Genomic DNA, 20,685 nt, shown 5'->3' with positions numbered 1-20,685 from the left:
TATTTCTGTTTTACTTGTCAAATATTTTCTTATTTACTGAATGACTTGACATTAACATTATATAGTTTAAATTTGAAGTCAGTGCACTTGCATAAAAGAAGATGGACAACACCTAAGTTCCGTCATATTTTCGGCAAGGTCTTAGGGGGCTCGATGCCCCCTGGGACCTTTGGTGAAGATGGCATAAGACCGTCGTTCGCCATATTTTCGGCGTTCCAAAGATACTTTATATTTTTCTTTTTTGCAAGCATTTATCTCTTTTTCCAAAGATTTCTCCCGGGCTGTTCGCCTCTATAGACATCCATCGGACATTTCATTCCTATGCTCATATGCGGTCGTCTGTAGTTGTAGAAGGCTATTGCCTTGGAGATTTCCATGTTGGCCTGGTCATAATCTCGGTACATCTCCTGCTGGTAAATCCACTCAACCTTAAAGGTTCCATTCGTCCTTTCCGCCACAGGATTGTCCGTAGGATTGTACCGTTCTGTCATACTAACCCTGATATGGTGGCACATAAGAGTTTCAACATATAGGTGGCAGGCGTATTGCGAACCTCTGTCAGAGTGGTGTATCGTTCCGCAGTGGTTGGCTCCTCCGGCTGCCTTAACTGCCATTAGCAATGCCTCCTTCGTATTTATAGCCTCCATGGTTTCGGATAAGCACCAGCCTATGACAGCATGTGAGTAAACATCTGTAATGAGATGGAGGTACAGGACGTTGCCGTAAATCCAAACGTAGGTTATGTCGGCTGCACAAATGTGGTTAGCATACATTGCCGTAACACCTTGTACAAGATTAGGATACTTCCTATAAGGATGATTGGAGTCCGTTGTACGTCTTCGCTTGTTCTTGGGAAGCATAAGTCCTTCTGAAGCAAGTAGTTTTAAGAAGGAGTCGCGACCATGAGTAACATCTTCACCTAGCTCCGACTTGAGGAGGACGTGCAGTTTCACACCGCCTATCCCGGGACAGCAGGCACGATAGTAGAGTACATTGTCAACTATCAGTTTACGCCTTTGCCGCTCAGAAATCACAAGCTTGCTGCTTGCGTAATACCACTGGCGTTTCTTGCCAAACAGCCCACAGAGGAATTCCACGGATACACCGGGAAACTCCTCACGCAGCGCCGTTACTGTTTGGCACCATCTTTTTTTAAGATGCTGATACCCTCCTCGGATTCGGCTATCTCTATGAGTTTCTCATAGGCACGGCTGCGCATCTTCTCCAAAGACAATGCGTGTTGGAGGTTCACTATCTTCTGGCGCAATATCTCATTGTCTGTCAAATTCGTTTCTTTATGAGCCATACGATACCTCTNNNNATCTCTATGAGTTTCTCATAGGCACGGCTGCGCATCTTCTCCAAAGACAATGCGTGTTGGAGGTTCACTATCTTCTGGCGCAATATCTCATTGTCTGTCAAATTCGTTTCTTTATGAGCCATACGATACCTCTGGATTACTTCCGAGGGCAAAGATAACGATTTTGAATCAACGGGCCAACGTTTCAGCCATTGGAACATTGAACCACTAGACACATTCCACTTACGCAATATGGACGCTTGAGAAGCACCGCTAGAATAATAATCGATTAACACTTGCAGCTTGAACGAATACGAAAATTCGCGCGGGGTTTTACGTTTTGTCATAATTTCTTACTTTTTTTATAGTCAGAATTGTGACAAGCTAAATCCGTATAAGACATCCTGATTATCAATAGATTACGCAGTGCGTCTCGAACACGGTTTTTTGTAATATAATTTCATGGTGATTGGAACACCATTGGGAAAAGATAAAGAATTTCTCACTGCCATACAACATCGAAAAATCCTAATTGCCGATTTGGGATAAACGCTCTCTTTGCCGTTAACAAATATACATAAACATTCAAGATGGAAATGCAATCTCTTTTGATGTTAAAGAGAGTCCCTCAGTGTGAGGCTCGGACAACCTTTTCGCTACTCCCCAAGAACGTCCGCACCTCACATCGAGGAGAAAAATAATCAGTAATACGGAAAAACAAAAAAGGAGACCAAGGGAAGAATTAAAATTTAACACACCCATTAAGAAGTTTTCCAAATATTATGTGTAATATTGCACTTGCAGGTTGACTCTTTAGAATGTTGAACGAGATTGCTAATACACTTAATGTTGATGTAAAAGAGTTATTAGTAAGTAATAATATTTAATATGACCGAGAAAGTTCGTGCTGAAAGAAACAAGACACTGACTGTTTCAGCAAGCGAAATTCCAACATTGGAAAAATTTATTCTTTCAGCAAGTGATATTAAAAAATCATTTGCCGATGACTCAATTATTAATGCAGATCTTTTTGATTGTCTTGATTATATTCCTAATGGGTATTTCAATTTGATAATTATCGATCCTCCATATAATCTCGACAAAGATTTCCATGGGAAAAAGTTTTCAAGCATGAAGTCTGATGCGTATGAAGACTACCTTAGAAGTTGGTTCTACAAAGTTTGCGACAAACTTGCTCCAAACGGAACACTATATGTGTGCGGAGACTGGAAGTGTACTTCATCAATGCAAAGAGTCATTGAAGAACGCTTAACGGTCATAAACCGTATAACATGGCAAAGAGAAAAGGGAAGAGGTGCAAAGTCTAATTGGAAAAACGCCATGGAAGATATTTGGTTTGCAGTGAAAAATCCCAAAGATTATTACTTTGACGTTGATTCTGTTATGATGAAACGTAAAGTTATTGCACCATACAAGGTGGATGGGAAGCCAAAAGATTGGGAGGAAACAGAGTCCGGTAATTTCCGAATTACATATCCTTCTAATTTTTGGGATGATATTAGCATACCTTTTTGGTCGATGCCGGAGAATACCGACCATCCAACTCAAAAGCCGGAAAAGTTGTATGCCAAGTTAGTACTTGCATCAACCAAACCCGGCGACAAAATTTTTGACCCATTTTTAGGTAGTGGAACAGCTGCTGTTGTCGCTCAAAAATTAGGTAGGAGTTATTGCGGAGTAGAGATCAACCGAGAGTATTGCTATTGGGCTGTTAAGCGCTTGATGAATGCTATTGGTGATAATACAATTCAAGGATATGCAGATGGCGTGTTTTGGGAAAGAAATTCTTTGGGCGATCAAAAAAGCAACAGATACAATCTAAGATAAATAAAAAGTAAAAGAGCCAGAAGATAGTCCTTCTTTATTTGACTAAGATTTGGTAGAAGGGAAATGGAAGATATGGATTTAAGGATCTGAATGACAATTATTATGCTGTTGATGTTAAGACACATAATGTTGATACGGATTTTAATATGCCGAATTTGATTTCTGTATAAAGGTTGGCTACCTTATATGAAAATGATGATAAGAATAATTTTTATTCTTAAGCGTAATGGACATTTGGTAGGCTGAAAAGCTCCAAATGTCCTTTATTTATTACCTTTTATACCATTTGAAAACCTATGAATAAAAAACATGTGTCTTCTGTGGCAGCTCAAATGTTAAAAAGGATGGTCATCGCCGGGAGCTGCAAATGTATTTTTGTAGTAGATTGAAAATTATTTGAGGAAACTATTTTTTATTCTTGTTTTTTCTTGGGGATTTGTAAAAAATACCTATCTTTGCGAAATCAATCAATTATTTGCAACGATTAAGTACTTTTTTACCGTAAATTGTACTCATTTTAGAATTATTGATGCGTTATTCGTTACAAGATAAAGAAAAACGGAAAGTCAGACACTTTAGTGAAGGTGAGATATTTACTGAATATATTATGTATAACTCTAAACGAAGATCATGAAAAAAGTTTTACTTCTGTTTGTGTTCATTCTCCAATGCGTTGGTTTGATACAAGCACAGACAATTGAGAACGGAGTTTTGAAATCATGGGGTGATGCCAAAGGTGCTATCACCATTCCAGCTGAGGTAACCGAAATAGCCGAGAATTGTTTCTACACTCCAGGCGAAGAGGGTTCCGAAGATGGATGGGGTGGCGGAACCGATCCAGTTAGCAATACCGACATCACAAGCGTTGATTTCAACAATGTGAAGATTATTGGCAAGAATGCATTTAACGGATGTACCGGAATTACATCTATCGTTGCCAATAAAGTTGAGAATATTTCCGAAGGCGCATTTTCGGGTTGTAATTCATTGGCAAGTCTGTCGTTGCCGGCTGTTGTCAGCATTGGCAAGAAGGCATTTGCCTATTGTAATGAGATTACCTCTATCAGCCTCGGAAATACGCTTGCCAACATTGAGGGCAATCCATTTCTGATGTGTACAAGCGTTGGAACGCTTGAGATGGCTGACGGCGGGAAGGACTTTAAGACCATGAACAATGCCCTTATCCGCCTGAGTGACAAGGCACTCGTATCGCTTGCAGGCGCAGCCAAGGAGATAGTGTTGCCAGAAGCTGACTGCTCTTCTATCGGAGAAGAAGCGATGTATGGCTGCCAGAACCTTCAGAAGATTGATTTGGCGGGCGTAGTGGAAATAGGAAACAAAGCGCTGACAAACTGTAGGGCGCTTTCCGAACTGTTCGTTCCTAACCTCAAGAACGTAATCGACAACAGTTACATCACTTGGAGTGGCGTGGGTGCTCTGAGTGTTGTCGATATTCATCTGAGCAAAGATTTCAATTCATTTGGCAATTCCGTCTTTCTCGATAAGGAAACAACCACAATTTATGTGGCGTCCGATGCAATTAAGACGAAACTCTCATCAGTATTCAAAAAGTGTAAGATAGTTGTGGGTGCACCCGGAGAACTGAAAAAGTACAAGGTTACCTATACTTGCAATGAAGGTGGTGTGATGGAAGCGTGGACAACCGGTGGCATAAATGTTGAAAGCGGACAAGAAGTAAACGAAGGTTCGCTTGTAAGAATCAAAGCCACTCCTCGCAGCAACTACGAGATTGAGTCATGGAAAGTCAATGGAAAGATTTTGACAGAAACGCTCCCCGCTGAAGGAACATGCGGACAAATCTATACTGTCAGCACGCTTGGCGAGCCACTTAATGTTGTTGTTACATTCAAAGAAAAGCCACAGAGCTATGTTATTTTCTTCAGAAGCCGTGCACCTGAATACGGAACGCTGACTTGCAAGACTGAAAAGGGCGAGGAAGTGAAGTCCGCCGGCACAGTGCCCGTAGGCAGCAAGCTGACTTTCACCGCTACCCCACGCGATGGATTCAGAGTAACTGAATGGTATCGCGAAGTAACAAACGGCACAGAATCATCATACGTGACAATCTCTGGACAGATGGGTCTTTTGACTTATACTTGCGATGCTGTAGATGCCATGGAAATTCAGGTTGATTTCGAACGCAATGCCAATACCCATGTGGTGAAATACGAGTCTCTTAACAAGTTCGCTACCATTACAGCCACGGCCGATGGCACTGACTTTAAAACAGGGGCGGCCATTAAGAAAGGTGCAAAAGTTGTTTTCACAGCTCATCCTATCGAGGGCTACAGCGTAGATAGCTGGTTGTTGGACGGAGAAGTTATTATCGGAGAGAAAAACAATACATATATAATTGAGTCATTGAATAGTGATGTTCAGATTTCGTTGATATGTTCAGAGGCAGAGCCTGAAAAGCCAAACAAACCCGTTTTCAATGGTGAGCATCTTGTTTCATGGCAACCTGTCGGACCAGCCGTGACACCTGATGGCGTGACCATAATCGACACAAGGGCATTTGAAGGAGCAAACAAAATGACTTCGTTCCTCGTTTCCAAAGATGTCAAGAGCATTGGAGAGCTCGCTTTTCTCTATTGTGTCAGCTTGGAGAAAATAAATGTCGATCCGCAGAACCCATATTTCACAGAAATCGATGGAGTAGTATATACTAAGGACAAAACAAAGCTTGTGGCTTATCCTATCGGACGAAAGGTAACTACTTATGAGATACCAGCAACGGCTAAGGGAATCATGCCCGGTGCGTTCGCATCCAATTTCTATCTCACAGAGATAACAGTCGCACAGCCAAATGCCGACCTTGTCGCTGATAAGGGAATCTTGTATTCTGCTGATAAGAAGACTTTGATTTTCCACCCGATACCCAACCATAAAGAAGTGGAAATCATTCCCGGAGTCGAAACAATCGCTCGCTATGGGTTCGCATTCAGCCCTGTATTGGAGAAGTTGAAGTTCCCCGAAACATTAAAGAAGATTGAGGCTTTGGGGCTCACTTACAACATGGTTCTCAGTTCAATCGGATGGAAAGAGGGTGTGACGCCACAATTAGAGGAAATCGGCGACTCTGCCTTCTATCAGGATATTTCTCTGTTGAGCTTGCCTTATATCGCCTCACTGAAGAAAATTGGAGAAGCAGCGTTCATGAACGGACTGTTGCTTGAGGAGATTCATATTCCCGCCGGATGTACAATCGGTAACAATGCCTTCAGACATTGCCAAGCCTTGAAGCATGTTTATGCGTATGACAAAACCCCACAGGTCATTGCAGATGATATGTTCCATGATATCGAGTTTATCAATGAGGCAACTCTTTATGTACCAAAGGAAAGCGGAGACCTGTACAAAAACGCTGCCGGATGGAAGTATTTTGTTCAGATTAACCCAACCATCACGGGAATTGAGGCTGTCAATGCCGAGGGCAATGATATCAGCGTGACGAGGCAAAACGGAGGTTTTGTTGTCAAGGGAATGAGCTTCGGTCAGCAGTATGCTCTTTACACTATCGATGGTAAGCTGATTCTGAAAGGTCAGGCAATCTCTAATGAGACTTTCATACCAGCCAACAATGCCAAGATTTGTGTATTGAGAGTCAAAGGTGGTAAAGCTATCAAACTAATGTAATGCAGACTTCTTGAAAAGTTATGTATTCATTCTTGGCTGCTCAGATGGGCACTTCCCCCACATTGCCGGTGCTATGTGGCAAGCAAGTGCCCATTCCGAAGAGCCATTATACCCACATCTATATTTCGGTCACTCAGCCGTCTTAAATGAGCGATGCAGTGTGCTGCACGATTGAATGAAAGACGGCTGAATGGCAGAAAAGAGATGCGATTGAAAAAGCAAGGCAGAATTACAAAGATAAAAGAGAGAATAAAGCTATATTAACGAATTAAGTTTAAAATAATCTTGAGTTCTATGAAAAGAATCTTACTATTTTGTTTCCTTTTTGTGTCAGCTTTTGTAGGAGCATTGGCACAGGGAGAAGTGGTTATTGGAACCAATTTGCCCGTGGGCAGTACCTTAAAGTTCTATATGACCAATGTTAATACAGACGCAAAAGTCTATGTTGACTGGGGCGATGGTGTAAAACAGGAAGCGACTCTTTCGGGTTGGAGTGCTCTTAAGAATACGGAGGGAGTGTTGAAGAACGACACTATCATCGTGTATGGTGACTTCTCAACATTCGACGTTGAGGATCAAAAGGTAACGGTTCTGAATTTTAAGAACCAAAACAGTCTTGTAACCATTACAGCAAAGAACAATGAGCTGACGTTCGATGGTCTTGACTTCACGGGTGCTCCTAATATTGTAAACCTTGATTTGACAAACAATAAAATTAAACGACTCAAGGTGGATAATCTCTTGAAGTTGGAACAGTTCCAAGCTAACAAAAATCCGGAGCTTTCAACAGTTATCTTTGCCAATGGAAGCACCTCTCTCAAAGGAATCTATATGGCGGACTGTGATATTACGCACTTCTATCCTATCAGTTTGCCCAATCTGAACTATTTGGATCTGGGAAACGGAAATCTCGACGAATTGGATTTGGGCAAGAACTATCCTAATTTAAAGAGCCTAACGGTAACAGGCAATGCCTATCTGGCCGCTATTGATGTTACCGATCTTGCCAAATTGAATAAACTTGAAATATCAGGAACGGGCATTACAGAGCTGAATCTCGTAAACAATCCTGACCTTATTTCTTTGGATGCTTCAGGGACCGGCATCGAAAAGCTCGACCTAACCAACAACACCAAAGTGACTACGTTGTTGCTTGGAAACACCAAGCTCACAAAGTTGGATATAAGCAAACTCGCCAATCTACAGACAATCAATTTGGAGAATACACTTGTAAAGCGTATTGACCTCTCAAACAGTCGCTTCATCCGTGATGTAAATATGAAGAATACGGCTATTCAGTTCCTCGACATGCACTCGGCAATCGGCACAAACCGTCTGAACCGATTGGATATCAGAAACTGTGCAAAGATGACACCTCAGTCATTGAATTTCACTTTTATGGCTATGCCTCCTCACAATGGCCTTTCCTATGGAACAAATGTTTTCATAGCAGGTTCCAATGGCGAGACTTCAAAGACGGAATACCTTAAATATGATGAGGACAACTATTATCTTCCTGACGTGAAAGGTGATGGATCTGCTCCGATGGACTCCATTAACATCGTCATGAAACCAGCTAACGGCGTGGCATACAAACTTGTTCAGGTGGCCAACGATGGGTTTTACGCAACATGGAATGACATTACGACAAAGGCCGTTCCGGGTTTCCCTATCAAAGTCTCAGCGAAAGCTCCCGAAGGCACGGAACTTGTGGGCGTGGAAATTAACGGAGAACTCTACGAGGACAGTGTTTTCGTTGTCTCAACCACAGCTACCATCAAACCGGTATTCAAGACAACGGGAAACAACGATTACATCCGCCTCACCGTTCCGACAGGTGTCAAGCAACAATACTATCTTGCCGTCAGCGAGGAAGGCAGTCAAGTAACCATTGACTGGGGAGACGGCAACAAGATTCCGGTAGCGGTCAATACCTCACCCACCGCCATCGAAGGCACGTCGAGCGGTAAACAAGTAACCATCTATGGAGCTGTGAACAGCGCGGACTTCTCAAGCTATCCACACATCTCAGCCGATAACCTGATTACCGCTGTGGATGTGAGCCATAACAACCATTTGCATTGGCTCTCAACCTATATGAATGCTATTGGAACGCTGAACATCGATAACCTCACCGAACTTGACACGCTCGATTGCGGATATTCTAACATCGCCACTCTCAATATCAACAAAAATACGAAACTTGTCTGCCTCCGTGCAAACGGCAACTTCCTTGAGGCAATCGACGTGAGCAATGCGCCTGAATTGAACTATCTTGAGGTCAACAATAATTCAATAGACGAACTTGACCTGAGCAAAAACGGAAAGTTAGTAACACTCATAGCAAACAACAACAGTCTTACATCGGTTGATGTTGCACACATGCCTGAGCTTCAGGTGCTGAGAGTTGCGGGCAACGTCATCGGCACTTTGAACATCGACAACAATACGAAACTTCTGGAACTGGACGCTTCCAAGAATATCATTACCAATCTTAATCTTTCCAGCAACAAAGAATTAAGCAGGTTGATGCTGAACGGAAACAAACTGACAGGGCTCGATGTGAAGGGACTCAACAACCTCTCTTATATCAATATCGGTGACAACAAGTGGGATGCTTGTACCATGAACGACTTCTACTACACGCTCTCACCTTACAAAAAGCGTGAAGGCGACGCCGCCGGTTTCAAATTGTTCTCAAGAGGTGATGTTGCGGAAACTTACAACGATGCAGAACACGCAGAATCTAAGCTGGCAACTGAAAAGGGATGGGCAGTCAACTACGAAGGCGACGGCACCGGTTGCGACATGGCTTATGTGACAATCGCCACACCTGAGAACGGAACGGTGAAGGTCTATACTACCACCGACACCGAGGTGCTGAATGGAACGAAGGTGAACAAGAACACAGAGCTGAAGGTTGTATCTACTCCGGCAAATGGATATGCCGTAGAGTCCGCAACAGCTAATGGCGAAACGCTTGTTGACAACAAGTTCAAAGTAACCGAAGCTACCACGGTCGTTGTCAAGTTCAAGGTTTCAGATAACATCAATGGTGTAAGCTCAAATTCTATTACCGTTGAAGGCGGAAACCGTGAGCTTGCCTTCACAACTTCAGAGCCTATCGGCGTTCGCGTATATACGACAGGTGGCAAGCTTGTCTTTGCCGAAACCGTCAATGGCTCAAAGGCAGTCGGACTTCCGTCAGGAGTCTATATCGTGAAGACGCGTGGCATATCAAAAGCCGTTGTGGTAAAGTAAGGTAAATCTCTTATTATATGTGATTAGAGGGCGCAGCAGACAACTTGTTGCGCTCTCTTTTGATATGCTCGGCATGAGTATTGTCTGACGGCTGAAAGTCCCGAGTAAGCCTAATGGTGGGAATTACATGGTCAAAGTCAAGAGTGCTCATTGTTGAGAGATGTCCGATTTAGGATTATGTATTTCTTCCAAAGGCAAGATAATGTTGAGCAATGTATGTCCGCCCGTTGATAGCGGTTATACATTGTAGAAATAAATTCATTGTAAGTTTGTATGCAAAGGCGTGAGCTAAAGGTGCTAAAAAAGCTTCTTAGCGGTTGTAAATTTGCTTGATTGGCAATTTGCTGAAAATCAGAGTCTTAAGAACTTGTTTTCAAAAGCTTAGCTATTGCGTTTCAAAAGCTTAGCTTTTGCACTTTAAAAGCTTAGCTTTTGTGCTTTAAAAGCTTAGCTTTTGAAAATAGGGGTTTAGGGATGGGTTTTTAAAGGGTAATTTTTGTTAAAACAAAAGGGCGGAGTTTGCCCTGTGAAGTTGCAAATTCCGCTCTGTCGATGCATGATATTTGTTGTTTATCGTTTTGCCATGAAGTAGCTTGTGCCGGCTTGTGCCTGGCGAAGCTCGTAAATGCCGGTAGCGTCCGGTGTGACATCAACGGTAAGTCCGTTGTTGAGGAAAGCCTTGATGGTTCCGTTCTCGTTGAATTGTATGAGTTTCTTTTCTTTTCCCTCGGCGTTCATGTACCAGCTGTTCTCGGCTTTGTCATAGGTAAGATAGAATACATTTCCGTCAGGCTTTGTTATTTCATAGCCATTTTCAAGATATTTCACGGCATACATCAGTCCGTCGTCTCCCTTTATGTTCTTGGTCTTCCCAACGTTCTTTGCCATTGGGTTGTCGCCTGTCCAGAACTCTATGGCGTTCAACACCACAACGTCTGCTAATCCTGCCACGGCATATGCCGGTGTGAGCAGAATGAAAATTATCTCGTTGAGAAACTTCGAGTCGGTAGCGCGCTGATTCCACTTCGCGAGTTTGTTGAACATCGTAAACGAACCTACGCAGGAACTCATGAGCATTGTTCCCACCATGAGCCATACGGCTGTTTTTAATCCTTTTCTTTTCATGTTGAATGTTTTTTTATTTATGCTAAATCGCTACAAATATACGGAAACTTTCGTTATTTTCATGTGTGTTCCCCTTTATTTTGGATATTTTTATTTATTGTCCCTCGTGTATGACGTGCGATTTGTCATGCTCAGGTTCTTTGGATTATGTCGGTCAGTTCTTCAAAGTTGTCGGCAATCTGTATCAGGTCTTGGTATCTTCCCCTGATGCACCCCCGCGTTTGCAGGTCGTTTAATGTTTGGATGAGCCGGTTCCAAAAGCCTTTCATGTTGTAGAGTATAACTTTCTTCTTGTGATAGCCTATGGTGGCGGCAGCGACGATGGTGAATATTTCGTCTATGGTTCCGATTCCTCCGGGTAATGCCACGAATATATCGCTCTGCAGCAGCATGATGTCTTTTCTGTCTGATAGGTTGTCGCAAGGGATTTCTATGTCGATATGCTCGCTTTTCTTGCCACCTTGCTCGATGATTTGTGGTATCACACCTATGGTCTTGCCTCCCGCTTCATGAGCCGATTTTCCTATGCATTCCATCAATCCGATGTTGCAACCTCCATAAACTACCGTGTGTTTGTGTTTGCCTATCCATTTTCCCAATTCTTCTGTGGCAGTAAAGAAGTCGGGGTCGATGGAATTGTTGGCTGAGCAGAATATTCCTATCTTCATTTACGTTTGTTTTTTTATTTTGATGAAAAATAAATTCTATATAACAACCCTGTTTCTTGAGGTTTATTGCTTGGAAAATCGTTAATAAATCAGAATGTCGCCTTGACTGATTTGTTGTGAGATAATTTGTGAGTTCGGATTTTAAAACGTAACTTTGCAGCCGAAAAGGATATTCGTCACCTTGAGGAGGCTTGTCTGTTGTTATGAAATGCGACAAGTCTTGTGTGTCTTTAAGTGGGGTTCGTTTGGTGGCGATGTGTTCTTTATGGATAATTATAAACGAAACGAATTTGAAAACATTTGAAGAATTAGGCGTAAGCGAAGAGATTCGCAAAGCCATTGTGGAGCTCGGCTTCGAACAGCCGATGCCGGTTCAGGAAGAAGTAATCCCTTATTTGCTTGGTAACAGAAACGATGTGATCGCGCTCGCTCAAACGGGTACGGGCAAGACAGCTGCATTTGGTATTCCGCTCTTGCAGCGTATTGATACGGAGAGAAAAGAAACACAAGCCATCGTGCTCTGTCCCACGCGTGAATTGTGTTTGCAGATAACCGACGATTTGAAAGACTTCGGGAAATACATCCCCCATCTTCATGTAGCGGCGGTTTATGGAGGCGCATCGATTGAGACACAGATTAAGCAGTTGCGGCACGGAGTGCAGATTATCGTTGCCACACCGGGCAGGCTAATCGATTTGATGGGGCGCGGAAAGGCTAAATTAGAGAATGTGCACAACGTGGTGCTTGACGAAGCCGACGAAATGCTGAACATGGGATTCCAAGAAAGCATAACGGAAATTCTCTCCGAGGTGCCTGAAGATCGCAACACGCTGCTCTTCTCGGCTACGATGAGTAAGGAAGTGGAACGCGTGGCAAAAGGTTATTTGCATGATTACAAGGAAATTGTGGTGGGCTCGCGCAACGAAGGAGCCGAAAATGTCAATCATGTCTATTACTTGGTGAGCGCAAAGGATAAATACCTTGCACTGAAACGATTGGTTGATTACTATCCGCGCATCTATGGCATTGTGTTCTGTCGCACGAAGGTGGAGACGCAGGAAATTGCCGATAAACTGATAAAGGACGGTTACAATGCAGAAGCGTTGCATGGAGACCTGTCGCAACAGCAACGCGACCTGACCATGCAAAAGTTCCGCTCACACCTCACGCAACTGTTGGTGGCAACGGATGTGGCAGCTCGTGGGCTGGATGTGAATGATCTGACGCATATCATTAACTATGGTTTGCCCGATGACGTGGAAAATTATACTCATCGCTCGGGAAGAACGGGGCGTGCCGGAAAGAAAGGCACATCCATCTCCATCATCCATGTACGCGAGAAATTCAAGGTGCGAAACATTGAGAAAATCATCGGTAAAAACTTTGTGGACGGAACATTGCCCTCGGCAGAGGAAATTTGTAAAAAACAATTATACAAAACGATGGACGGAATTCTGAAAACCGATGTGGACGAGGAGCAAATTGCTCCATATGTGGCAGACATCAAGCGTCAATTCGAGTACATGGATAAGGAGGACATCATCAAGAAAATAATAACCCTTACCTTTGGACGTTTTCTCGATTACTACAAGAATGCGCCGGAAATAGAAAAACCGGTCGGGAATCGTGGGAAAAATGGAGAGAATGAAGGACAGCGTTCTCGGTCGAGAGGTGGTCGGAATACGGAAGAGGGCTACGCACGTCTATTCATTAATTTGGGAAAGATGGATGGCTTCTATCCCGGGGTCATCATGCAGTTTATCAATAAGAACATGAAGGGACGTCAGGAAGTGGGACATATCAATCTTTTGCAGCGACAGAGCTACATAGAAGTTCCGCAGCAAGATGCCCGCAAGGTGATAAACACCCTTGACGGATTGTACTACAAAGGTAGAAAGATACGTTGTAACAATGCCGATGAGGTCGGATATGGTGGCGGAAACAGTCGAGATGGTCGTGGCGGACATAACGGTAAGCGCGAAAAAGCAGTTCGCCGGAAGAATGACAACACCCGGATTGAGACGCAACGCACCTTTGGAAAGGAAGATTGGCAACAACTGATAAAAGGCGATTCCATTAAGTTGAAAGGCGAAGTCCCCGATTTTTCGGAAGAAGGGTGGGCTCGTCGGCATCCGAAGAAGAAATAATCCGGTTCAAAGTGTAAGAAAATACACCCATTTTTTATCAATTTACCCCTGTCGTTCCTTACAAATAATGCGACAGGGGTAAAGTTTTTTGTTCCTAATGAAAGTGATTTAAAGACTAAGTTTCTTAAAATTCCCTTATTTTTCGGTATTTCTTCATGTATTTATGAAAGAATTACAAAATAATTCGGCAGGTACATTATTTATAGTATCTTTGCCACCAATTCTATTACTATCAGCATTTTTTTTTAATATTACTTTGAAATCTATGAAGCACTTAAAGGAATTAAGGCCTACTCAAGAAGCGTTGGCTTGTGAGCAATTAAATGCGAACAAGGTTTATTTCTCGGAAAAGGTATTAACCGACCATGACGTAAAATCTTTGTATAACAAACTATGCATGGTACTTGATATTTATGATGTGGAACACGAACTAAAAGAAGGCGAGCACCACACCATCTTCAAGACCATAAAACCCATTTGGCAAAATAATCACGACGGCGAAATCTCGGAAAATCTCGGCAGTCTCGTGCGCTATATCGGAGATAACAAAGTCTTGATGACCAATTGCGCCGAATACGATGCGGATATTGCTGCTTATTTGAAGAAACAATTGGAAACTGCGGGCTATGAAGTAAAGGAACTCTCGTTCAGTTCGTGCACCGAACCGCGCAAACGCCATGACAGGAGTTGGGCATACATTAACTTCATCCAGACGTCCAAGGTGGTGATAGTTCCAATGCAACATGCCGAAGAAGACAAAGAGGCATTGCGACAGATAAGGGCTTGTTTCCCACACCTCGCCGTAATTGGCGTGAATGCAAAACCTTTCTTTAGTGAGAAGGGAGAGTTTGTGTCTTACTCCCATTCCATCAAGGAACAATCGGTTTCTTAATCCGACTCTTGTCAAGACCCAAAAGTCTTCAGACAAAATAAGTTTTCAACAAACATTCTGATGTTTTTCATATTAATCAAGGAGGTTCGTATTGACGTTCCTCCTTTTTTGAATGTGAGGTGTCTTGGCAATTCTATGGACAACAGACCTTTTTCGTTCCACTTCTTCTCATCCTAACAAATGATTTGCCACACTGCAACCAAATGACAGATGGTTCCGAAAAGCACGAAGAAATGAAAAACGGTGTGCATATATTTCCGTTTGTGCAACGAATAGAACACCGCGCCGGTAATGTACATCACTCCTTCGGCAATAATCCAAGCAACAGTGGCAAGGCTTACGGCGTGTAAAAGTGGTTTGAAAGCCACGAGAACAGAAAGCCCCATGCCAACAAACGTTATAGTTTCGAGGTTGCTGTGGTCTGCCAACTTGTGGAATGAGGTGATGGTACCAATGATGGCAAACAACCAAACGAAAGCGAAAAGCCCCCAACCCCAAAACTCTTCGCAGAGCAGTGCCACCAAAGCGATGGGCGAATAGGAACCGGCGATGTGCCAATAGATGGCAGCGTGGTCGAATTTACGCATTCTGTGCTTCCATTTTGATTCGGGCGACAGACCGTGATAGACCGTTGAGGCAACATAGCTGCCCAACATTCCAAACAGATACAGCGCAACACTGAAAGTGGCGAGAGACTGCCCGTCTTTCAAACAATGAATAAGGAAAACCGTTCCGCAGACCATTCCCAAGACGATACCTCCCGCATGACTCCACGTGTTCCATGCTTCTTCCGTTCGGGTGTAGAATGATTTATGCTTCATGTCGTACCTTTCTTTTCGTTGAAGTTAAGAAATCAAGCCGCATGAGTACACGATCGGGTGAATAATCATTGGTCGTCTTTCCATGCGGACTTGCTATTTCGTAATATTACCGATGTTTATTTCTTTTTCCTTGATTGGTCATGAGCCACCGTGAAATCAAGTTGTTTGCGTTCAAGGTTCGCTTTTGCCACTTGAATTCGGATGGGATCGCCCAATTGGTAAACATGATGACGCCGCCGTCCGACAAGACAATAATTCTTCTCATCGAACTCATAGTAGTCATCATCCAAGTCGCGCATGGCAATCATGCCCTCGCAATGGTTCTCATCTATCTCCGCGTAGATGCCGTAGCTCTGAATTCCACTGATATGAGCATCGAAACATTCCCCCACGTGCTCGCCCATGAACTCTACCATCTTATATTTTATGGAGTCTCGCTCAGCGTTTTGAGCCACCTGCTCCATGTCGGAGCAATGTTCGCACAGTTCTTCTATATAATCTTGGTTGGCTGATCGTCCGCCTTGTTCGTATCGTGTAAGCAACCGGTGCACCATCGTGTCGGGATAGCGACGTATGGGCGATGTGAAATGGGTGTAATAATCGAATGCCAGACCAAAATGCCCAATGTTGTGGGTGGTGTATTTCGCCTTCATCATGGAGCGGAGGGCGATAGTCTGTATGACTTTCTGTTCCTTTTTTCCTTCAATCTCTTCCATGAGGGCATTTAATGCTCGTGCCGTCGCTCCCTTTGTGCTTGAGGACTTCAGTCTGTAGCCGAATTTCGCCGTGAACTGGCGCAGGTTCTCAAATTTCTGTGGGTCGGGATTGTCGTGAACGCGATAGGGCAGTGTCTTCGTTTTCTTTCCTCTTGCCGCTTTTCCAATGCTTTCCGCCACATATTTATTTGCCAAGAGCATGAACTCTTCGATGAGTTTGTTGGCATCCTTCGAGCGTTTGAAGTAGCAGCGTATGGGCTTTCCTTTCTCATCTATGTCGAAATGCAATTCCTCTGAGTCGAATTTCACGCTGCCATTCTTAAATCTTTTCTTACGAATAAGTTTTGCCAAGCGATCTAAAATAATGATGTTCTCGGCAAATTCCCCCTTGTAACCCTTCTTTCCGGGTGCCGGAGCGGGCTCTTCAGTTCCATCAATCACGCCATTATCCTCAAGCAGTTGTTGCGCTTCCTCGTAGGCGAAGCGGCGATTACTCTTGGTGATGGTATGGGCAAGGTGGAACTTCTTTACGTTAGCTTCATCGTCCAGTTCAAAGATGGCACTGTAGGTGAGTTTCTCTTCACCGGGACGGAGTGAGCAAACAAAGTTGCAAAGACGCTCCGGAAGCATGGGAATGGTGCGATCGACAAGATAAATCGATGTGGCACGCTTTTGTGCTTCCTTGTCGATGATACTGCCTTCCTTGACGTAGTGCGACACATCGGCAATGTGAACGCCCACTTCCCACAGTCCGCTTTCGAGCTTGCGAACGGAAAGCGCGTCGTCAAAGTCCTTCGCGTCTTTTGGATCGATGGTGCAAGTCCATACGTTGCGGAAGTCTTCGCGCTCCGCATAGTCCTGATTTGTAATCTCACCGCTTATTTTATCGGCGGCATCTTCCACTGCTTTTGGGTACTTATAAGGCAGACCGTATTGTGCGAGGATGGTATTCATTTCCACATCGTTGTCGCCTGCCTTTCCGAGGATATCGATAACTTCCCCGACAAGGTTTTTGTGGTTGGCATCCGGCCATTTCGTGATTTTAACCACAGCCCGATCATCGGTTTTTCCGCCTTTTAATGCCTTCTTTGGGATGATGATATCATGCACAAAAAGGTTCTCTTGCGTTACGAGAAACGCAATATCCGCCTCAACCTGCAGTCTGCCCACGAAGGTTTCTTTCTTCCGTTGCAGAATTTCGATGACCATTGCTTCCTTGATGTGGTTGCGTCGGCGCGCGAGGAACTGAACCTTTACGCGGTCGCCACTCAGTGCCGACATGGAGTTGCGTTCGGAAACAAAGATATTCGTTCCGCCATCATCGGGTTGGAACGAGTTTTTGCCGTTCGATTTCCGAATGAATACACCTTCTTGCACCTGTCCTTTGGTGTTGAGTGCATAGGCATTTTCGCCCACTTTCGACAAGAAGTCATCCCATGCCATCTCTTCCATGATGTCAATGGCAAGCATTTTTTGCGGATGTGTCGTCAGTTTAAGAGCACGAAATATCTGTTTAAAACTGAAAGTCTCGCCGGGTTGTGTCTGAAAAAATCCCCGCAACTTCTCGGAAAGTTGAGCTTTGGTCAGGCGTTTTCCGCCTTTTTTTTGTTTACCCATAGTGAATTGCACTTTGATTATAGACACAAAGTAACAAAAAAGTTTGTATCTTTGCAAGCGTTTCACGGAATTTTAATGAAAAAGATTTTAATTACAGGAGCTTCGGGGTTCATCGGCTCGTTTATCGTTGAGGAGGCATTACGCAGAAACATGGAGGTATGGGCTGCCGTTCGTCCCACCTCTTCGCGTCGGTATTTGCGTGATTCTCACATTCGTTTCATCGAATTGGACTTCTCGTCCGAGCAAACCCTTCGCGAGCAGTTGGCACCCCACCAATTTGATTATATCGTTCACGTGGCGGGAGCTACGAAATGTTTGCGCAAGTCCGACTTTTTCCGTATCAACACGGATGGAACCAAAAACCTTGTTCGAGCCCTCCTTTCGCTCAAGATGCCCATCGAGCGTTTCGTGTATCTTTCGAGTCTCAGCGTTTTCGGAGCCGTAAGCGAGGAACAGCCTTACCGTGATATTTCCGAGAACGATGAGCGACATCCTAACACCGCGTATGGGGAAAGCAAGAAAGAAGCGGAAGACTTCCTGTTCTCACTCAGCGGTTTCCCCTGTGTCATTCTGCGTCCGACCGGGGTTTACGGACCGCGCGAAAAAGACTATTTCCTCATGGTGAAGTCCATCAAGCAACATACCGATTTCGCAGTTGGGTTTCGTCGGCAAGATATTACTTTCGTTTATGTCCGAGACGTTGTGCAGGCGGTGTTCCTTTCTTTGGAGCGCGGGAAAAGTGGCAGAGCGTATTTTCTTTCGGATGGGAACGTGTATCGAAGTGCAGCGTTCAGCAATCTCATCCGTGAGGAGTTGGGCAATCCATGGTGGATACGCATCACTGCTCCGATAGGGTTCTTGCGTGTCATCACGTGGTTGGGAGATTGGATGGGAAGGCTTACCGGCAAACTCTCTCCACTCAATAACGACAAGTATCAAATCATGAAGCAAAGGAATTGGCGATGCGACATCCGACCTGCCATCAGTGAGTTAGGCTATCAGCCCGAATACGATTTGGCGCGCGGCGTGAAAGAGACAGTGAACTGGTACAAAGAAAATAAATGGATATAGGAACAGACCGATATTACAGATTCGTTCCGTAGAGATATGTGGGCGGAGAGTTTGGCGAGAAATGCCTCCTTTGTCGAATGTCCGTAATTTCAGATAAACAAGACGATGCAAAAATTTATAAAGAATTTGTTTCAGATAGAGAAGAAACCGCTGAAGGGACTGCTGGCGGTGGAATGGGCAATGATGGCCTATCTGCTGTTCACTCTTGTCCTGACCTTTTTCCTTTATACGAAAATGAGCCAACCGCAAGCGATGGTGTTCGGTAGGTTGCGCGTGGTGGCAATGACAGCCGCGCTGTGGCTTGTCTATCGCGTTTTCCCTTGCCGTCTCACGCGCTTGATACGCATAGCCGCGCAACTCGCACTCTTGGCATGGTGGTATCCCGATACCTACGAATTCAATCGTCTCTTCCCCAATCTCGACCATGTGTTTGCCCGATGGGAACAGGATTGGTTCGGTATGCAACCCGCGTTGCTCTTTTCCAAGGAATTGCCCGATGCGCTTTTCAGTGAATTGTTCGATATGGGCTACGCCGCTTATTACCCGATGATTGCGCTCACCGTTTTCTATTATTTCATTTGGCGATACAATGAGTTTGAGCGTGCGGCGTTTATCGTCCTGTCGGCTTTCTTTATCTATTACGTCATCTTTATTTTCGTTCCCGTTGCCGGTCCCACTTTCTATTATAAGGCAGTGGGCGTGGAAAATATCGCGGCGGGAATATTCCCGAACGTGCACGATTATTTCAACTTTCATCAGGATTGTCTGCCCAGTCCCGGTTATACCGATGGATTCTTTTACCGACTTGTGGAAGATGCCAAGGCGGCGGGTGAGCGTCCGACAGCTGCTTTTCCCAGTTCGCACGTCGGTATCAGCACCATCTGTATGCTCCTGATGTGGCACGGAGGCAACCGGCGACTTTTCTACGCACTCATTCCTTTCTATTTCTTTCTCTGTTGCGCAACGGTCTATATCCAAGCCCATTACCTCGTTGATGCTTTGGCAGGAATTGTTTCCGCCTTGCTGATTTACAGCCTGTTGTTCTTCGGATCGAAAAGCATGGTGAGGCGAGGTCGGAATTAACGCGAGACGACAATTGTTGGCAGTGGCGACATCGTTGCGCTTTGAAAAATAAGTCCGACAGACTCAACGAAAGTGAAGAAAATGGTGTGAAATAAATTTCAAAAAAATCACCATTAACTCTCAATAGCTTAGCCATTGCGTTTTAAAAGCTTACCTTTTGCGATGTAAAAGCTTACCTTTTGGAATGTAAAAGCTTACCTTTTGAAACAGTGTTTGTAACCATCTGTCTTTTCCTGAATTCACTTGTCAGATCTGACGATGTATTTCTGTTTTACTTGTCAAATATTTTCTTATTTACTGAATGACTTGACATTAACATTATATAGTTTAAATTTGAAGTCAGTGCACTTGCATAAAAGAAGATGGACAACACCTAAGTTCCGTCATATTTTCGGCAAGGTCTTAGGGGGCTCGATGCCCCCTGGGACCTTTGGTGAAGATGGCATAAGACCGTCGTTCGCCATATTTTCGGCGTTCCA

General features: G+C 44.1%; 13 protein-coding genes and 1 pseudogene. 8 read left to right on the top strand and 6 right to left on the bottom strand.

From position 1 onward, the window contains the following. Positions 1 to 251 precede the first annotated feature (251 nt). Both E0E16_RS10530 and E0E16_RS13670 read right to left on the bottom strand, forming a co-directional pair. Positions 252 to 1,097: an IS3 family transposase gene (locus tag E0E16_RS10530; protein WP_255418174.1), complete on the bottom strand. Its 846-nt coding sequence runs from the start codon at positions 1,095 to 1,097 to the stop codon at positions 252 to 254. 32 nt (positions 1,098 to 1,129) lie between these two features. Beyond that, the gene (locus E0E16_RS13670) at positions 1,130 to 1,306 is read right to left on the bottom strand and encodes a hypothetical protein (RefSeq protein ID WP_165444179.1); all 177 of its coding nucleotides are present in this window, start codon (positions 1,304 to 1,306) and stop codon (positions 1,130 to 1,132) included. 882 nt (positions 1,307 to 2,188) lie between these two features. Between E0E16_RS13670 and E0E16_RS10520 the strand changes: the two genes are divergently transcribed. From E0E16_RS10520 to E0E16_RS10510, 4 genes and pseudogenes are all read left to right on the top strand, one after another. After that, positions 2,189 to 3,148, top strand: coding sequence for a DNA-methyltransferase (locus tag E0E16_RS10520; protein WP_130830270.1), 960 nt, complete (start codon positions 2,189 to 2,191; stop codon positions 3,146 to 3,148). A gap of 316 nt (positions 3,149 to 3,464) precedes the next feature. Continuing rightward, positions 3,465 to 3,548 (top strand): annotated as a pseudogene (locus E0E16_RS15030) (hypothetical protein); the annotation flags it as partial. Positions 3,549 to 3,778: 230 nt separating this feature from the next. Beyond that, entirely contained in the window at positions 3,779 to 6,805 is a 3,027-nt protein-coding gene (locus E0E16_RS10515) for a leucine-rich repeat domain-containing protein (RefSeq protein ID WP_130830269.1), read from the top strand. A 294-nt stretch (positions 6,806 to 7,099) separates the two neighbouring features. Further along, positions 7,100 to 10,066, top strand: a complete 2,967-nt coding sequence (locus tag E0E16_RS10510; protein WP_255418173.1) for a leucine-rich repeat domain-containing protein — start codon at positions 7,100 to 7,102, stop codon at positions 10,064 to 10,066. Positions 10,067 to 10,636: 570 nt separating this feature from the next. Here the strand turns inward: E0E16_RS10510 and E0E16_RS10505 are convergent. Next, positions 10,637 to 11,191: a DUF3332 domain-containing protein gene (locus tag E0E16_RS10505; protein ID WP_130830268.1), complete on the bottom strand. Its 555-nt coding sequence runs from the start codon at positions 11,189 to 11,191 to the stop codon at positions 10,637 to 10,639. Between the two features lie 131 nt (positions 11,192 to 11,322). Beyond that, complete coding sequence (locus E0E16_RS10500) at positions 11,323 to 11,859, bottom strand: LOG family protein (RefSeq protein WP_130830267.1); 537 nt, start codon at positions 11,857 to 11,859, stop codon at positions 11,323 to 11,325. Between the two features lie 290 nt (positions 11,860 to 12,149). Here E0E16_RS10500 and E0E16_RS10495 point away from each other — a divergent pair, with 290 nt between their 5' ends. Continuing rightward, the gene (locus E0E16_RS10495) at positions 12,150 to 14,006 is read left to right on the top strand and encodes a DEAD/DEAH box helicase (protein WP_130830266.1); all 1,857 of its coding nucleotides are present in this window, start codon (positions 12,150 to 12,152) and stop codon (positions 14,004 to 14,006) included. A 265-nt stretch (positions 14,007 to 14,271) separates the two neighbouring features. Beyond that, entirely contained in the window at positions 14,272 to 14,898 is a 627-nt protein-coding gene (locus E0E16_RS10490) for an agmatine deiminase family protein (RefSeq protein ID WP_130830265.1), read from the top strand. 173 nt (positions 14,899 to 15,071) lie between these two features. Here the strand turns inward: E0E16_RS10490 and trhA are convergent, their stop codons facing one another. Continuing rightward, a complete protein-coding gene (gene trhA, locus E0E16_RS10485; protein WP_130830264.1) occupies positions 15,072 to 15,719 on the bottom strand; it encodes a PAQR family membrane homeostasis protein TrhA in 648 nt (215 codons plus the stop codon). A gap of 116 nt (positions 15,720 to 15,835) precedes the next feature. Then, positions 15,836 to 18,052 carry a ribonuclease R gene (gene rnr, locus E0E16_RS10480; RefSeq protein ID WP_130830263.1) on the bottom strand — a complete coding sequence of 739 codons (2,217 nt, stop codon included), beginning with the start codon at positions 18,050 to 18,052 and terminating at the stop codon, positions 15,836 to 15,838. Positions 18,053 to 18,127: 75 nt separating this feature from the next. Here rnr and E0E16_RS10475 point away from each other — a divergent pair, with 75 nt between their 5' ends. Together E0E16_RS10475 and E0E16_RS10470 are read left to right on the top strand one after the other, a co-directional pair. Then, complete coding sequence (locus E0E16_RS10475) at positions 18,128 to 19,123, top strand: NAD-dependent epimerase/dehydratase family protein (protein WP_130830262.1); 996 nt, start codon at positions 18,128 to 18,130, stop codon at positions 19,121 to 19,123. Between the two features lie 105 nt (positions 19,124 to 19,228). Continuing rightward, entirely contained in the window at positions 19,229 to 20,206 is a 978-nt protein-coding gene (locus E0E16_RS10470; protein WP_130830261.1) for a phosphatase PAP2 family protein, read from the top strand. The last annotated feature ends 479 nt before the right edge of the window (positions 20,207 to 20,685 follow it).

The sequence above is a fragment of the Prevotella rectalis genome (assembly GCF_900607215.1).
Lineage (GTDB): Bacteria > Bacteroidota > Bacteroidia > Bacteroidales > Bacteroidaceae > Prevotella > Prevotella brunnea.
This window is presented reverse-complemented; position numbering and strand designations above follow the sequence as displayed.

Bases quoted from the DNA above. Each gene is read 5' to 3' on its own strand.
- E0E16_RS10510 (WP_255418173.1), top strand. From the start codon at position 7,100: ATGAAAAGAATCTTACTATTTTGTTTCCTTTTTGTGTCAGCTTTTGTA.
- trhA (WP_130830264.1), bottom strand. From the start codon at position 15,719: ATGAAGCATAAATCATTCTACACCCGAACGGAAGAAGCATGGAACACG.
- E0E16_RS10490 (WP_130830265.1), top strand. From the start codon at position 14,272: ATGAAGCACTTAAAGGAATTAAGGCCTACTCAAGAAGCGTTGGCTTGT.
- E0E16_RS10515 (WP_130830269.1), top strand. From the start codon at position 3,779: ATGAAAAAAGTTTTACTTCTGTTTGTGTTCATTCTCCAATGCGTTGGT.
- E0E16_RS10470 (WP_130830261.1), top strand. From the start codon at position 19,229: ATGCAAAAATTTATAAAGAATTTGTTTCAGATAGAGAAGAAACCGCTG.
- E0E16_RS10505 (WP_130830268.1), bottom strand. From the start codon at position 11,191: ATGAAAAGAAAAGGATTAAAAACAGCCGTATGGCTCATGGTGGGAACA.
- rnr (WP_130830263.1), bottom strand. From the start codon at position 18,052: ATGGGTAAACAAAAAAAAGGCGGAAAACGCCTGACCAAAGCTCAACTT.
- E0E16_RS10520 (WP_130830270.1), top strand. From the start codon at position 2,189: ATGACCGAGAAAGTTCGTGCTGAAAGAAACAAGACACTGACTGTTTCA.
- E0E16_RS10475 (WP_130830262.1), top strand. From the start codon at position 18,128: ATGAAAAAGATTTTAATTACAGGAGCTTCGGGGTTCATCGGCTCGTTT.
- E0E16_RS10500 (WP_130830267.1), bottom strand. From the start codon at position 11,859: ATGAAGATAGGAATATTCTGCTCAGCCAACAATTCCATCGACCCCGAC.
- E0E16_RS13670 (WP_165444179.1), bottom strand. From the start codon at position 1,306: ATGGCTCATAAAGAAACGAATTTGACAGACAATGAGATATTGCGCCAG.